We start from the raw sequence: 14934 nt of genomic DNA on the forward strand, positions 1-14934 counted from the left end.
GCCCGCGAAGAAGGCATCTTCTGCGGCGTGCCACGGTCGCAGATGATCGCGACGATCACCGCGTTTTCAACTTCTTTGGACAGGCGCAGCATCGCTGCCACCGCACCGCCCGAGGACACGCCGCAGAAGATGCCTTCTTCGCGGGCCAGACGACGAGTGACGTCTTCGGCCTCGCTTTGCGCCATATCGACGATGCGGTCGACGCGGTCGGCCTGATAGATCTTCGGCAGGTATTCCTGCGGCCAGCGGCGGATACCGGGGATGGCCGAGCCTTCCATCGGTTGCAGACCGACGATCTGTACGCTGTCGCTCTGCTCTTTCAAGTAGCGCGAAACGCCCATGATGGTGCCGGTGGTGCCCATGGAGCTGACGAAATGGGTAATCGTGCCCTCGGTCTGACGCCAGATTTCCGGGCCGGTGGTGGTGTAATGCGCCTCCGGATTATCACCGTTGGCGAACTGATCCAGCACCTTGCCACGGCCTTCGGCTTCCATCCGCTGCGCGAGATCGCGAGCGCCTTCCATGCCCTCTTCCTGAGTGACCAGAATCAGCTCGGCGCCATAAGCAGTCATCGCCGCTTTGCGCTCGGCACTGGAGTTGTCCGGCATGATCAGGATCATCTTGTAACCCTTGATCGCGGCAGCCATCGCCAGCGCGATCCCGGTGTTGCCCGAGGTCGCTTCGATCAGCGTATCGCCGGCGTGGATCTGCCCGCGCAATTCGGCACGGGTGATCATCGACAGCGCCGGACGGTCCTTGACCGAACCCGCCGGGTTATTCCCTTCGAGCTTGAGCAACAGGGTGTTGCTGGTTTCACCGGGCAGGCGCTGCAAACGCACCAGCGGAGTGTTGCCGACGCAATCGGCGATAGTTGGGTACTGCAGGGTCATGGCGTATTCGCAATCCAGACGTGCGGGGGCGCCTATCATACCGGCAAACCCGCGCAGGCCATATCACGCAAAGTATGGTGCTTATGGTTTCTGGGAATAAGCGAATCAAAAGTCGCGCCAGTGGTGCGACTTTTGTTTAGCGGTGATGCCAAGGGCCCTATCGCTGGCAAGCCAGCTCCCACAGAGGTTGCGCTGTTCATTAATAGTGTCAGCAGTGCTGACACATTCTTACGAATGGTTCACACGGTTTGTGGCTGATAGAGATCCACTGTGGGAGCTGGCTTGCCAGCGATGGGGCCGGGACTGCCAACACCACCCTCCGCCACCAAGCGCAAATTCATCCGCAATCCGCCACGCACGTTCTGCGCCCACATAGTCCCGCCCTGGCGCTGTACCGCGTTGCGCGCGATGCTCAAGCCGAGGCCGAAGCCGCCATCGCCGGGGCGCGAGCCGTCGAGTCGGGTGAACGGGTCGAAGATCCGTTCCAGTTCCTGCCCGTCCACCCCGCCGCCCTGATCGTCCAGCCACAGGTGCCAGAAATCACCATCACGCTGGCCGTCCAGCCGCACGATGCCGCCCTCGGGCGAATGCCGAATGGCGTTGCGCAGGATGTTTTCCAGAGCTTGCGCCAAGGTATTGAGGTTGCCGCGCACCCAGCACGAGGACGGCACCGCGCACTGCAATTGCAGGCTCGGCCAGCCGCTTTCATAACAGGCGTTTTCGGTGAGCATCTCCCACAGCGCCTGAATCTGGATCGCTTCGTCCGGCAGCGGAGCGCGATCGGTGTCGAGCCACGCCAGTTGCAGAGTGTCTTCCACCAGCCGTTGCATGCCATCGACTTCACGGCCGATGCGCTCACGCAATTGCAGTAGATCCTGCTCGCTTTCACTGGCCACTCGCAGACGACTCAGCGGCGTGCGCAGTTCATGAGAGAGATCGCGCAGCAATTGTTGTTGCAGGGAGACCGTGGTCTGCAAACGCTCGGACATGGAGTCGAATGCCCGAGCCAATTCACCGAGTTCGTCCGGGCGCTGGGTGATCCCGCTCGACAGCCGCACATTCAATTGATCGGCGCGCCAGGCGTTGGCCTGCTCGCGCAGATTATTCAACGGCACCACCAGCAAACGATAGAGGCCGACGCACAGCAGCAATGTGAACAGACCCGGAATCACACCGTTGGTGATGACTCGCCAGAACACTCGATACTTGCCCGGCAGAAAACGCTCGGGCAGTTCGATCACCAGAATTCCGGCGGACGGGTCTTGAGGAAACGGCACCCGCAGCCATGGTCGCCCCTGCTTGTGAATCGGCCAGTCGAGGCCACGCAGGAAGGTCAGGTGCTGGGTTTCCTGCTCGTTCAGCGGATCGCTGCTCAGCGACTGCAAATTGCCGCCGATCACCCCGACCCAACCGGCTTCACGCAGCTCCATGCTCTGCAACCAGCTATCAATACCGTCACGCTCGGCTCGCTGCCACGCCTGCTCGGCTTCAGCGGCATAGCGCGACAAGGTTGCGCGCGCTTCGTCAGAGAGGAACTGGTTGCGTTCCTCCATATAGCGGCCCCAAGACCAGCTCAGCCAGATCATCAGCAAACAGAACGCCACCAGCAGGCAGGCCAGTTTCCAGAACAGCGAATGCCGACCCGGCAGGTCAGACATTTTCATCGGGCGTACTCAGCACGTAGCCCTTGCCCCATACCGTGCGCACTTCGCGTTCGGTGTAGCCGATGGCTTTGAGTTTGCGGCGGATCTGACTGATGTGCATGTCGAGGCTGCGGTCGTGAGCCGCGTAGCCGCGTTGCAGGACGTGCTGATAAAGGAAGGCCTTGCTCAGCACTTCCTCATCGTTGCGATGCAGGGTTTCCAGCAAGCGATATTCGCTGCGGGTCAGACCGGCAGGCTGCTCACGGTAAAACGCTTCGCACGCCTCGTCGTCGAAATGCAAGGCGCCGCTCGCCACCGGCTCGGCCAGAGCCGCCGGACGTCGATCCAGCGCGACCCGGCGCAGAATCGCTTCGATGCGCACATGCAGCTCGGCCATGCTGAACGGTTTGGGCAGGTAGTCATCGGCACCGAGGCGGAAACCGCTGATGCGATCTGCCTCCGCCCCCAGTGCCGACATCAGCAGCACTGGCGTCGACTGGCTCTGGCGCAACTGGGTCAGCACCTTGAGACCGTTCAGCCCCGGCAACAGAATGTCCATCAACACCACGTCGAACGGCTGGCGCTGAGCCATGTTCAGACCTTCCTGGCCGTTCTGGCACCAGGTCACCTGAAACCCGCTGCGCCCCAGATGTTCGTGAACATAGGCACCGAGCACCGGGTCGTCTTCGATGGAAAGAATGCGTGGCTGGCCAACAGAGACAAGAGTCATGACTATCTGCAAATAATTCTCAGTTGTGCCGATTATTCAAGATTGCCGAGCATCGGGCAACCCAATGCTGACCTGTCGGACAAACGAGCGCTCGCAAACAGACGCACGACGGCAGCATTTTTCCGAGGATTGCCCGCGAGCAAATCGCTACACTGCGCCAATGTCACGTGCCGGACGCACGTTTGAGTCAACATATCAGCTGGATGCAGGAGATGGGCGTGCTCAAGAAACTGGGAATCAAAGGTCGCGTATTGTTGCTGACCCTCTTGCCCACCAGCCTGATGGCGTTGGTGCTCGGTGGTTATTTCACCTGGACGCAACAGTCCGACTTGCAAGCCCAATTGATGCAGCGCGGCGAAATGATCGCCGAGCAACTGGCCCCGCTGGTGGCCCCGGCCATGGGCCGTGGCGACAGTGAACTGCTCGAACGCATCGCCACCCAATCCCTCGAACAGCCCGACGTGCGCGCGGTGACCTTCCTCGCCCCCGACCACACGCCGCTGGCCCACGCCGGCCCGACCATGCTCAATCAGGCGCCGAGCGGCGACAGCGCGCAACTGCTGCGCCGCAGCGGTAACGATGCCACCCGTTATCTGCTGCCGGTTCTGGGTAAGCACCGCAATCTGGCGGGTGAACTGATCCCCGCAGAATCCGAGCGCCTGCTCGGCTGGGTAGAACTGGAGCTGTCACACAACGGCATGTTGCTGCGCGGTTATCGCAGTCTGTTCGCCAGTCTGCTGTTGATTGCCGCTGGCCTCGCCGGTGCGGCGCTGCTTGCATTGCGCATGGGCCGCACCATCAACCATCCGCTGAGCCAGATCAAACACGCCGTCGCGCAACTCAAGGACGGCCACCTGGAAACCCGCCTGCCGCCGCTCGGCAGTCAGGAGCTGGATGAACTGGCGGACGGCATCAACCGCATGGCCGGCACCCTGCAAAACGCTCAGGAAGAACTGCAACACAGCGTCGATCAAGCCACCGAAGACGTGCGGCAGAATCTGGAAACCATCGAGATCCAGAACATCGAACTCGATCTGGCCCGTAAAGAGGCGCTGGAAGCGAGCCGGATCAAGTCCGAGTTCCTCGCCAACATGAGCCACGAGATTCGCACGCCGCTCAACGGCATTCTCGGCTTCACGCATCTTTTGCAGAAAAGCGAACTGACCCCGCGCCAGCTCGACTATCTGGGCACTATCGAAAAGTCCGCCGACAGCTTGCTCGGGATCATCAACGAGATCCTCGATTTCTCGAAGATCGAGGCCGGCAAACTGGTGCTCGACCACATTCCGTTCAACCTGCGCGACCTGTTGCAGGACACCCTGACCATCCTCGCACCGGCAGCTCACGCCAAACAGCTTGAGCTGGTCAGTCTGGTGTATCGCGACACGCCGCTGTCGCTGGTCGGCGATCCGCTGCGCCTCAAGCAGATCCTCACCAACCTTGTCAGCAACGCGATCAAGTTCACCCGCGAAGGCACCATCGTCGCCCGTGCCATGCTTGAAGAAGAACACGAAGATCGCGTGCAGTTGCGCATCAGCATTCAGGACACCGGCATCGGTTTGTCGAGTCAGGATGTGCGGGCGCTGTTCCAGGCCTTCAGTCAGGCTGATAACTCGCTGTCGCGTCAGCCGGGCGGTACCGGTCTGGGTCTGGTGATTTCCAAGCGCCTGATCGAACAGATGGGTGGCGAGATCGGCGTCGACAGCACGCCGGGTGAAGGTTCGGAATTCTGGATCAGCCTGAGCCTGCCGAAAACCCGTGACGACACCGACGATCTGCCGTCCGCGCCGCTGCTCGGGCGTCGCGTGGCGGTGCTGGAGAATCACGAACTGGCGCGTCAGGCATTGCAACATCAACTCGAAGACTGCGGCCTCGACGTCACCACCTTCAATACCCTGGAAAGCCTGACCAACGGCGTTACCGGCGCGCACCAGACCGAGCAGGCCATCGACCTCGCGGTGCTCGGCATCACCAGCAACGACATGCTCCCGGAGCGCTTGAACCAGCATATCTGGGATCTGGAACACCTCGGTTGCAAGGTGCTGGTGCTTTGCCCGACCACCGAGCAAACGCTGTTCCACCTCTCGGTGCCGAACCCGCACAGTCAGCTCCAGGCCAAACCGGCGTGCACGCGTAAATTGCGGCGTGCCTTGTCGGATCTGGCCAATCCGCGCCAGACCCGCAACGAGCCGAACGAGCCGTTGTCGAGTCGTCCGCCGAAAGTGCTATGCGTCGACGATAACCCGGCCAACCTGTTGCTGGTGCAGACCCTGCTCGAAGACATGGGCGCCAAGGTGCTCGCGGTGGAAAGCGGTTATGCGGCGGTCAAAGCGGTGCAGACCGAATCTTTCGATCTAGTGCTGATGGACGTGCAGATGCCCGGCATGGACGGACGCCAGAGCACCGAAACCATCCGCCAGTGGGAAAGCGAACGGCATTGCACACCGCTGCCGATTGTCGCCCTCACCGCCCACGCCATGGCCAACGAAAAACGCGCCTTGCTGCAAAGCGGCATGGATGACTACCTGACCAAACCGATCAGCGAGCGGCAACTGGCGCAAGTCGTACTGAAATGGACCGGCCTGGCTCTGCGCAATCAGGCACCGGATCGCTCCAGCGAAAGCGCCATCGGCAGTCATGACTTACCGGTACTTGATCACGACGAAGGTCTGCGCCTGGCCGCGGGCAAGGCAGATTTGGCGGCGGACATGCTGGCGATGTTGCTGGCGTCACTCGAAGCCGACCGCGAAGCGATCCGCACTGCCCGCGACAGCAACGATCAAAACGCCTTGATCGAACGCGTGCATCGCCTGCACGGCGCCACGCGTTACTGCGGCGTGCCGCAATTGCGCGCAGCCTGCCAACGCAGCGAAACCCTGCTCAAACAGGACGATCCGAAAGCGACGCAGGCACTGGATGAGCTGGAACGGGCGATCAATCGTCTGGCCACGCAGGCGAAGATCAGCGCCTGATCCACGGCAATGCCGCTAAACGCGCACGCAGCTAGAATGTTCGCGGGTGATTTGGCCCGCGTCGTTGCTCCAGGAGGATTTCATGCGCACGATCGTTTTCAGTAGCCAGACCTACGACCGCGACAGCTTCCTCGCCGCCGACTGCCCGGCCGATATCGAACTGCACTTTCAACCGGCCCGACTGAGTCTCGACACCGTGGCGCTGGCCGAGCAGCATGAAGTGGTCTGCCCGTTTATCAACGACGACCTCAGCGCCCCGGTGCTGGAGCGCCTGGCGGCGGGCGGTACGCGACTGATTGCTCTGCGTTCGGCGGGTTATAACCATGTCGATCTGGTTGCGGCGAAGCGCCTCGGCATGGCGGTAGTGCGGGTTCCGGCCTATTCGCCGCATGCCGTGGCCGAACACGCGGTCGCGCTGATCCTCGCACTCAACCGGCGCCTGCATCGTGCCTACAACCGCACTCGCGAAGGCGATTTCACTCTGCACGGGCTGACCGGTTTTGATCTGGTGGGCAAGACGGTGGGTATCGTCGGCACCGGGCAGATCGGCGCCACGTTCGCGAAAATCATGCACGGTTTCGGCTGTGAATTGCTGGCTTACGATCCTTATCCAAACCCGGAGGTTCTGGCTCTGGGGGCGCGCTATCTGAGCTTGCCGGAACTGCTCGCGCAGTCGCGCATCATCAGCCTGCACTGCCCGCTCAACGACCAGAGCAAACACCTGATCAACCGCGAATCACTGGCGCACATGCAGCCGGGTGCAATGCTGATCAACACCGGGCGCGGCGGTCTGGTGGATACCCCGGCGCTGATCGATGCACTGAAGGATGGCCAACTGGGTTATCTGGGACTGGATGTGTATGAAGAAGAGGCGCAGCTGTTTTTCGAGGATCGCTCGGATCTGCCGTTGCAGGACGATGTGCTGGCGCGGTTGCTGACATTCCCGAACGTGATCGTCACGGCGCATCAGGCTTTTCTGACTCATGAAGCGCTGGGCGCGATTGCCGCAACCACGCTGCACAACATCGCGACCTGGGAGGCGGGTGCGCCGCAGAACCAGGTCGAGGGCTGAGTTTTCGGCGATCAGACTGGCGGTGGCGTCGGGGTGATCGCTACACACAGGATCAGCAGGCCGAGCCAGCCGAAACCGATCACCCGCTGCTTCAGCGAATGCCCGGAACGCAGCAGGAACCAGACAAAAATCATTGGCATCAAAAACGCCATGATCTTCAACCAGCCTTCCACCGGGCGCGAGCCATCGGCATTCACTTGCGGTTGAACCGGCGCGGCGGCTTGCGTCCGACGGCGACGGCCAACGGCTACCGGAACGGCTTTCGGCTCGGGTTCGGCAGGCGCGACATAAGCCTCGGGGACAGCTTTGTTGCGTGGAAGGCTGCCAAAGGAAATCGTCGAAGCAACGGGCGCTGCTTGTGGTTGTGCATCAGCCGACTGCTGCTCGGTCGGGCGCTCTGCCATGGGCGCCCCGCAATGGATGCACGCAGTCGCTTGCGAGCTGATGCTGCGTTTGCATTCATAACATTCAATCAGCGCCATGTTTCCGTTCCTTCAGAGTCAAGGGCGGCAGTTTGCCATGAGCGCGAGTCGATTTGAACCTGATCGAAGGTCGCAAGCGCGCGCCATCCTGTAATCCAGCCCGTGCTAGCATGTCGCGCATATTTGGAGGACCCATGGTCGAACACGATTTCCGCTACAACCTGATGAACCCGCAACACACCCTCACCGAATGCCGCGCCCTCGTACCGGGCCGCTATCAGGTCACCGGCAACGGTGGCTCGATCCGCATCGGTGATGCGCTGTTGGTCACCCTTAAAGGCAGCAAGGACTTGTCCATGCGCCTGACCGTCGAGACCGTGCGCCATCTGATCAACCCGCCCGGCCAATGGACAGCAATGACCACCGGCCCGGTGTTTGGCGAACTGGCGATCCACACCTGGCAGGTCAATTGCGACAGCTGCGCCAAAGAACTCAGCTTTGAATTCGCGGTAGACGCCAAGCTTGGCAAACCGGCCGAAAAAGCCGCCGCCACTGCGCGCATCGCCGAACTCGGCTGGAAAGCCGTTGGCGAGAAGCATGTCTGCCCGAAATGTCAGGAGCCTGCGTGATGAAACGCCTTGCCCTGACCGCTCTGGTCGGTGCCGCACTGGTGGGTTGCGCCGCAGAACCGGTGCAACTGCAACAGAACCGCAGCTACATTCTGGAATGGATCGGCGAGCGGCCACTGATGGATTACAGCCATCTGACCGTGACCCTGGGCGATGACGGTCGCGCCTACGGCAACGGCGGCTGCAACCATTGGTTCGCGCCGTACACGCTGGATGGCGACAAGCTGAGCTTCGGCAAGATCGGCAAGACCCGCAAGCTCTGCGCCCCGGCACTGATGGAGCAGGAACAACGCTTCCTGCAAGCCCTCGAAGGGGTGCAACGCTGGGATATTTCGCCGATCGAACAGATGCGCTTCTGGCCGGCGGAAGGCAAGCCTTTGCGCTGGTGGCTGGAAGAGGGTTAACCCCCTCTATCAACCAGTCAGGGCCTTTGTGGTGAGGGGATTTACCCCTTCACCACAGAAGCACCCAAGCAAGAAAACATGCGACTTACTTGGTCGCCTGCAACGCCTCAAGTTTTGCCAAAACCCCCGCCGCCGTCTGCTCGCCCATCATCTGCTCACGCACCTTGCCTTTGTTGTCGATGATGTACGTCACCGGCAATGCTTCGCTGCGCGGCAGGTCGAACAGCTCTGCCGGATCTTGCGCCAGCACGGTGAACTTGATGCCCAGTTTTTCACTGGCGCTCTTCAGTTCTTCGCCCTGCACATTATCGAAATTGACCCCGAACACGCCGACATTCTTGCTCTTGAGTTCATCAGCCAAATGGTTGAGCTCCGGGATTTCAGTCCGGCACGGGCCACACCATTCGGCCCAGTAGTTAACCACTACCCATTGTTTGTCGAGACGCTCGGAGGCGACCTTCTGGCCATTCTGGTCGATACCATAGTCGTTACCGCAGCCCCCCAGCATCAACGCCCCGATTATCGTCAATGCCGCTGCCAATCGCCGTGTCATGTCGTGTTCCTTGTGAAAAATTGATTGCGCCTGCGACCCATCGCCTCCCACGGTTCAGGATTGCGCGCTGCACAGTTAGAATAGCCGTCACTTTACGCCAGAAGCGACCCGCCATGACCGATCTGACGCTTTATCACAACCCGCGCTGCTCGAAATCCCGCGGTGCGCTCGAACTGCTTGAGGCCCGCGGCCTGACGCCGAACGTGGTGCGTTATCTCGAAACCCCGCTGGATGCGGGGCAAATCAAGGCGCTGCTGGGCAAGCTCGGCATCAGCGCACGGCAACTGCTGCGCACCGGGGAAGATGAATACAAAATGCTTCATCTGGCCGACGACAGTCTCAGCGAGGCGCAACTGATCGCCGCCATCGCTGAGCACCCGAAACTGATGGAGCGGCCGATTCTCGAAGTCGGCGACAAAGCCGTGATCGGTCGCCCACCGGAAAACGTGCTGGAGTTGCTGCCGTGAGCGCGCCCTACATTCTGATTCTGTATTACAGCCGCAGCGGCTCGACCAACGAGATGGCCCGGCAAATTGCCCGGGGCGTTGAACAGGCCGGGCTCGAAGCGCGCCTGCGTACCGTGCCGGCGATTTCCACCGAGTGCGAAGCGGTGTCGCCGGACATCCCGGCAGATGGCCCGCTCTACGCAACGCTTGATGATTTGAAAAACTGCGCCGGTCTGGCGCTCGGCAGCCCGACCCGTTTCGGCAACATGGCCGCGCCGCTCAAATACTTCCTCGACGGCACCAGCAACCTGTGGCTGACCGGCGCTCTGGTCGGCAAACCGGCCGGTGTATTCACCTCCACCGCCAGCCTGCACGGCGGTCAGGAAACCACTCTGCTGTCGATGATGCTGCCGCTGCTGCACCACGGCATGCTGATCACCGGCCTGCCTTACAGCGAATCGGCGCTGCTCGAAACCCAGGGCGGCGGCACGCCGTATGGCGCCAGCCACCATGCCGGGGCTGACGGCAAAAGCGGCCTCGATCAGCACGAAGTCGCACTGTGTCGTGCACTGGGTCTGCGTCTGGCGAAAACCGCTCAGAAACTGGTGGGCTGATATGGCCAAGAAGCCGAAAATCCTGCCCTCGGTCGAATGGCTTGAACCGCGAGTGAAAGCCATGCGGATCATCAGCCTGCTGTGCTTTTTCGGCCTCGCCGGGCTGCTCGCTGCTTACTACCTGATCTTCGCCGACCTGCATGGCGCCCGACCGTGGGTGATTCTGCTGGTCGAGCTGATCCCGTGGATCGTCCTCGCTCCGGGGATGATCATGGGCAGCGCGCGCGGGCACTCGTGGATGTGTTTTGTGGTGAATCTGTATTTCATCAAAGGCGCACTGGCGGCGTATGACCCGAGCCGGCAGTTGTTTGGTGTGCTGGAGATGATCGTCAGCCTGGCGGTGTTCTGCTCGGCGCTGCTGTATGTGCGGTGGCGGTATCAGTTGAACCGCAAACTGGCGGGCGAAGGTGAGATTGCCGTCGCCTGAAAAATTGCTATCGCCAGCAGGCTGGCTCCCACATGGGATCTGCGATGTTCACAGATCTCCTGTGGGAGCCAGCCTGCTGGCGATTGGAGCGACTCGGTCTTAATGATTGACGGTATAAGCCAGCATCATCGAGATCTGGCTCATCGGCCGCCCACCGCTCTCTTCATGCCACTGATTGAACACCGCCTGCACCGCCGCCAGATCGCGCTGACTGGTCGGCGCCTTGTCGACGATCTTCTGCGCATTCAGCGCCGCGACCACGTCGTAACTCGGCACAAACGTGTCCTTGCCAACCATGCGCAAAAACCGTGGCGCCGACAGCCCGCCGAGTTGATGTCCGTGCTTTTTCAGGTACGTCCACAGACCGACGATATCGGTCACCGGCCAGTCCGCGATCAACGCGCCGAAACTGCCCCTCTCCTTCTCGACATCAAGGATGAACTGCGCATTGCGCGGCACGCTCTTGAGCTTGCCCAGGTGGCGGATAATCCGCGCGTCCTGCATCAGGCGTTCAAGGTGTTCGGCGCTCATCAGCACGACTTTTTCCGGGTCGAACTTGAAGAACACTTCTTCGAAGGCCGGCCACTTGGCGTCCACCAGACTGTGCTTGAGCCCGGCGCGAAACACGCGCAGGGCCATGGTCGAGAGGTAACGGTCGTCGCTGATCTTGCGCAATTGCGCGGGGGTCTTGGGAACGGGCAGATGGGCTTCCAGTTCAGCTGCCGAACCGAAGCGGTTCAGACAGTATTCGTGCAGCCACTTGTAATCGCGCATGCCCTCTCCTGAGGTTGGAAACGAAAAACCATTACAGGAGTGAGCCTGCTCGCGATGGCGTCATATCAGTCAACACTGAAGTGTCTGACAGACCGCTATCGCGAGCAGGCTCACTCCTACAGTTTTGGGTTAAAGGTTCACGATGTTGACGAAGCGCGAAGCGGCGCTCTCGTCGATCTTCAGGCTGGTGAAGTCGAACAGGTTGCGATCGGCCAGTTGCGACGGGATCACGTTCTGCAGACTGCGGAAAATGCTTTCAGTTCGGCCCGGGGTCTTGCGATCCCAGTCCTGGAGCATGTCCTTGACCACCTGACGTTGCAGGTTTTCCTGCGAACCACAAAGGTTGCACGGGATGATCGGGAACTCCTTGAAGTCCGAATACGCCTGGATGTCTTTCTCGTTGCAGTACGCCAGCGGACGAATCACCACGTTGCGCCCGTCATCGGCACGCAGCTTCGGCGGCATCGCCTTGAGGCTGCCGTTGAAGAACATATTGAGGAAGAACGTCTCGACGATGTCATCGCGATGGTGACCGAGGGCCATCTTGGTCGCGCCGATTTCGTCAGCGAAGGTGTACAGCGTGCCACGGCGCAGACGCGAACACAGCGAGCAGGTGGTCTTGCCTTCCGGGATCAGTTCCTTGACCACCGAGTAAGTATCTTTTTCGACGATGTGGTACTCGACGCCCAACTCTTTGAGGTAGGCCGGCAGCACGTGCTCGGGGAAACCCGGCTGCTTCTGATCCATGTTCACGGCGACGATCTCGAACTTGATCGGTGCAACCTTCTGCAGGTGCATCAGCACGTCGAGCATGGTGTAACTGTCCTTACCCCCGGACAGGCAGACCATGACCTTGTCGCCGTCTTCAATCATGTTGAAGTCGGCGACCGCTTCGCCGGCCAGGCGGCGCAGGCGCTTTTGCAGTTTGTTCTGGTTGACCGTAAGAGTGCCCATGACGCGAGATCCGTGAGGTGTGACGAAAGGCGGCATTTTACGCAAAAACCGCCGGAGGGCGAAGGGTCAAAAGAAACCCGTGGCGAGGGGATTTATCCCCGTTGGGCGGCGAAGCCGCCCCCACAAACCCTAAAACTCGATTCGACTGACAAACTGCTGTAGTGGATTGGCGACTGCTACGCAGCCGAACGGGGATAAATCCCCTCGCCACAGTTTCACCTACCACTGCAAGACCTCACGGCGATTAAGCCCTGTTTTTACAGCGCGATTTGCTCTAAGCCCCTAATACCTGTGCGGTTAAGTCCTTTCTATACTGCGACATAAGGTCGCACACATCCAAAGACCTGAATTTGCTCGGCCACCTTGGCCCGTAGGCGCTCCGTTGGGGGGCGATGGCAATAACAAGAGGAGTGACTGGCATGATCCATCACGTAGTGGGACTCTTTACCCACCCCGATCAGGAATGGAAAGAAATCCGTGGTGACCAAGAGGAAAGCATCAGCCACATGTACCTGACGCACACGCTGATACTGGCGGCGATCCCCGCTGTCTCGGCGTTTATCGGCACCACGCAGGTCGGCTGGGTCATTGGCAATCGCGCACCGGTGATGCTCACCGTTGAAAGCGCGGTTTGGATGACCGTCATGTCATACCTGGCGATGCTCGGCGGAGTCGCGGTCATGGGAGCCTTCGTGCACTGGATGGCGCGCACTTATGACGCCAACCCGAGTCTGGCGCGTTGCGTCGCGTTCGCCACCTACACCGCAACCCCATTGTTCGTCGGCGGGCTGGCGGCGCTGTATCCGCATATGTGGCTGGGGATGATCGTCGGCACGGCGGCCATCTGCTACACGGTTTATCTGCTGTATGTCGGGCTGCCGACCTTTATGAATATCCCTTCGGATGAGGGTTTCCTGTTTTCCAGCTCGGTGCTGGCGGTGGGTCTGGTGGTGCTGGTGGCCATCATGGCGTTCACCGTGATCGTCTGGGGACTGGGCGTGGGGCCCGTCTACACCAACTAGCTGGCAAGCCTGAGAAAAACAAGATCCGCCAACACAGGCCGCCGCAAGGCGGCCTTCTCATGTTCACGCAGAAACACCATGACCATTCGGCAGTTTGGCGATTCGCAACGCCTCGGGGTTGCGGCATACTCGCAAGCTCTGGAGATCCATCAAGCATGCCCGAGCAACTCAATACCCGCGTCGAAGACTGTTACCAACTCGCTGAATCCTTTTTCAAACGTCATTTCCAACGCCCTGTGGTGAGCCTCAAGCTGCGCGGGCAAAAAGCCGGAGTCGCGCATCTGCACGAGAATCTGCTGCGCTTCAATCCGCAGCTGTACCGGGAAAACACCGATCACTTCCTCAAGCAGACCGTGGCCCACGAAGTCGCGCACCTGATCGCCCATCAACTGTTCGGCGACCGCATCCAGCCGCACGGCGAGGAGTGGCAGTTGATCATGCGCGGAGTCTATGAACTACCGCCGGATCGCTGCCACACCTATGCAATCAAACGCCGCAGCGTGACGCGCTACATCTATAAATGTCCGTGTGTGGACAGTGATTTTCCGTTCTCGGCGCAGCGTCATGGGCTGGTGAGCAAGGGGCGGCGGTATCTGTGCCGTCGGTGTCGCAGTACGCTGGTGTTCACTGGTGAGATGCGAGTCGAATAGAACGTTTGTGATGTAGCGGCTGGCCTCATCGCTGGCAGGCCAGCTCCCACAATGTCCGTGGCGAAGCTGAATGCTGTGCTCACACCACCAAACCTGTGGGAGTGAGCCTGCTCGCGATGGCGTCGGTACATTCAAAATCTCAGCTGACTGACACACCGCTATCGCTGGCAGGCCAGCTCCCACAATGTCCGTGGCGAAGCTGAATGCTGTGCTCACACCACAAAACCTGTGGGAGCGAGCCTGCTCGCGATGGCGTCGGTACATTCAAAATCTCAGTTGACTGACACACCGCTATCGCTGGCAGGCCAGCTCCCACAATGTCCGTGGCGAAGCTGAATGCTGTGTTAACACCACAAAACCTGTAGGAGTGAGCCTGCTCGCGATGGCGTCGGTACATTCAAAATATTTGCTGGCTGACACACCGCTATCGCTGGCAGGCCAGCTCCCACAATGTCCGTGGCGAAGCTGAATGCTGTGCTCACACCACAAAACCTGTGGGAGCGAGCCTGCTCGCGATGGCGTCGGTACATTCAAAATCTCAGCTGACTGACACACCGCTATCGCTGACAGGCCAGCTCCCACAATGTCCGTGGCGAAGCTGAATGCTGTGCTCACACCACAAAACCTGTGGGAGCGAGCCTGCTCGCGATGGCGTCGGTACATTCAAAATATTTGCTGGCTGACACACCGCTATCGCTGGCAGGCCAGCTCCCACAATGTCCGTGGCGAAGC

16 protein-coding genes are annotated in these 14934 nt (G+C 60.4%); 9 read left to right on the forward strand and 7 right to left on the reverse strand.

Annotated elements, in window-relative coordinates; genetic code table 11:
- The 3 genes from cysM to ACIOZM_RS26965 form a co-directional block, all read right to left on the reverse strand.
- A partial coding sequence (cysM, locus tag ACIOZM_RS26955) for a cysteine synthase CysM (protein ID WP_401219564.1) occupies positions 1 to 890 on the reverse strand: 890 nt, incomplete at its 3' end.
- A 239-nt stretch (positions 891 to 1129) separates the two neighbouring features.
- Complete coding sequence (locus ACIOZM_RS26960) at positions 1130 to 2554, reverse strand: histidine kinase sensor domain-containing protein (protein ID WP_401219518.1); 1425 nt, start codon at positions 2552 to 2554, stop codon at positions 1130 to 1132.
- Positions 2541 to 3263 (reverse strand): response regulator transcription factor, encoded by a 723-nt coding sequence (locus ACIOZM_RS26965; RefSeq protein ID WP_401219520.1) that lies wholly within the window; start codon positions 3261 to 3263, stop codon positions 2541 to 2543. The genes ACIOZM_RS26960 and ACIOZM_RS26965 overlap by 14 nt, the downstream gene beginning before the upstream one ends.
- A 218-nt stretch (positions 3264 to 3481) precedes the next feature.
- Here ACIOZM_RS26965 and ACIOZM_RS26970 point away from each other — a divergent pair, with 218 nt between their 5' ends.
- Positions 3482 to 6235, forward strand: a complete 2754-nt coding sequence (locus ACIOZM_RS26970) for a response regulator (protein ID WP_401219566.1) — start codon at positions 3482 to 3484, stop codon at positions 6233 to 6235.
- A gap of 82 nt (positions 6236 to 6317) precedes the next feature.
- A complete protein-coding gene (locus ACIOZM_RS26975; RefSeq protein WP_401219522.1) occupies positions 6318 to 7307 on the forward strand; it encodes a 2-hydroxyacid dehydrogenase in 990 nt (329 codons plus the stop codon).
- Between the two features lie 11 nt (positions 7308 to 7318).
- On the opposite strand, the gene ACIOZM_RS26980 is transcribed toward ACIOZM_RS26975, so the two are convergent.
- On the reverse strand, positions 7319 to 7789 hold the full coding sequence (locus tag ACIOZM_RS26980) for a hypothetical protein (protein WP_401219525.1): 471 nt from the start codon (positions 7787 to 7789) through the stop codon (positions 7319 to 7321).
- A 134-nt stretch (positions 7790 to 7923) separates the two neighbouring features.
- On the opposite strand from ACIOZM_RS26980, the gene ACIOZM_RS26985 reads away from it, so the two are divergent.
- Both ACIOZM_RS26985 and ACIOZM_RS26990 read left to right on the forward strand, forming a co-directional pair.
- Positions 7924 to 8358 carry a hypothetical protein gene (locus ACIOZM_RS26985; RefSeq protein WP_401219527.1) on the forward strand — a complete coding sequence of 145 codons (435 nt, stop codon included), beginning with the start codon at positions 7924 to 7926 and terminating at the stop codon, positions 8356 to 8358.
- Entirely contained in the window at positions 8358 to 8762 is a 405-nt protein-coding gene (locus ACIOZM_RS26990) for an META domain-containing protein (RefSeq protein ID WP_401219529.1), read from the forward strand. The genes ACIOZM_RS26985 and ACIOZM_RS26990 overlap by 1 nt, the downstream gene beginning before the upstream one ends.
- A gap of 85 nt (positions 8763 to 8847) precedes the next feature.
- Here ACIOZM_RS26990 and ACIOZM_RS26995 read toward each other — a convergent pair whose 3' ends face one another.
- Complete coding sequence (locus tag ACIOZM_RS26995) at positions 8848 to 9315, reverse strand: TlpA disulfide reductase family protein (protein ID WP_401219532.1); 468 nt, start codon at positions 9313 to 9315, stop codon at positions 8848 to 8850.
- A gap of 113 nt (positions 9316 to 9428) precedes the next feature.
- On the opposite strand from ACIOZM_RS26995, the gene arsC reads away from it, so the two are divergent.
- Genes arsC through ACIOZM_RS27010 form a run of 3 tightly spaced genes read left to right on the forward strand, consistent with a single transcriptional unit; the run spans position 9429 to position 10802 of the window.
- The gene (gene arsC / locus ACIOZM_RS27000; protein WP_401219535.1) at positions 9429 to 9782 is read left to right on the forward strand and encodes an arsenate reductase (glutaredoxin); all 354 of its coding nucleotides are present in this window, start codon (positions 9429 to 9431) and stop codon (positions 9780 to 9782) included.
- Positions 9779 to 10375: an NAD(P)H:quinone oxidoreductase gene (wrbA, locus tag ACIOZM_RS27005; protein WP_401219538.1), complete on the forward strand. Its 597-nt coding sequence runs from the start codon at positions 9779 to 9781 to the stop codon at positions 10373 to 10375. The genes arsC and wrbA overlap by 4 nt, the downstream gene beginning before the upstream one ends.
- Position 10376: 1 nt before the next feature.
- Positions 10377 to 10802 (forward strand): DUF2069 domain-containing protein, encoded by a 426-nt coding sequence (locus ACIOZM_RS27010; RefSeq protein WP_401219540.1) that lies wholly within the window; start codon positions 10377 to 10379, stop codon positions 10800 to 10802.
- A 99-nt stretch (positions 10803 to 10901) separates the two neighbouring features.
- Here ACIOZM_RS27010 and ACIOZM_RS27015 read toward each other — a convergent pair whose 3' ends face one another.
- Positions 10902 to 11576 carry a DNA-3-methyladenine glycosylase I gene (locus ACIOZM_RS27015; RefSeq protein WP_401219543.1) on the reverse strand — a complete coding sequence of 225 codons (675 nt, stop codon included), beginning with the start codon at positions 11574 to 11576 and terminating at the stop codon, positions 10902 to 10904.
- 129 nt (positions 11577 to 11705) lie between these two features.
- Positions 11706 to 12530 (reverse strand): tRNA 2-thiocytidine(32) synthetase TtcA, encoded by an 825-nt coding sequence (gene ttcA / locus ACIOZM_RS27020; RefSeq protein ID WP_401219546.1) that lies wholly within the window; start codon positions 12528 to 12530, stop codon positions 11706 to 11708.
- A gap of 419 nt (positions 12531 to 12949) precedes the next feature.
- Between ttcA and ACIOZM_RS27025 the strand changes: the two genes are divergently transcribed.
- Entirely contained in the window at positions 12950 to 13552 is a 603-nt protein-coding gene (locus tag ACIOZM_RS27025) for a Yip1 family protein (RefSeq protein WP_201231077.1), read from the forward strand.
- Positions 13553 to 13707: 155 nt separating this feature from the next.
- Positions 13708 to 14202, forward strand: coding sequence for a SprT family zinc-dependent metalloprotease (locus ACIOZM_RS27030; RefSeq protein WP_401219549.1), 495 nt, complete (start codon positions 13708 to 13710; stop codon positions 14200 to 14202).
- The last annotated feature ends 732 nt before the right edge of the window (positions 14203 to 14934 follow it).

Origin of the sequence: Pseudomonas sp. NPDC087346 (genome assembly GCF_044744235.1) — a bacterium.
GTDB lineage: Bacteria > Pseudomonadota > Gammaproteobacteria > Pseudomonadales > Pseudomonadaceae > Aquipseudomonas.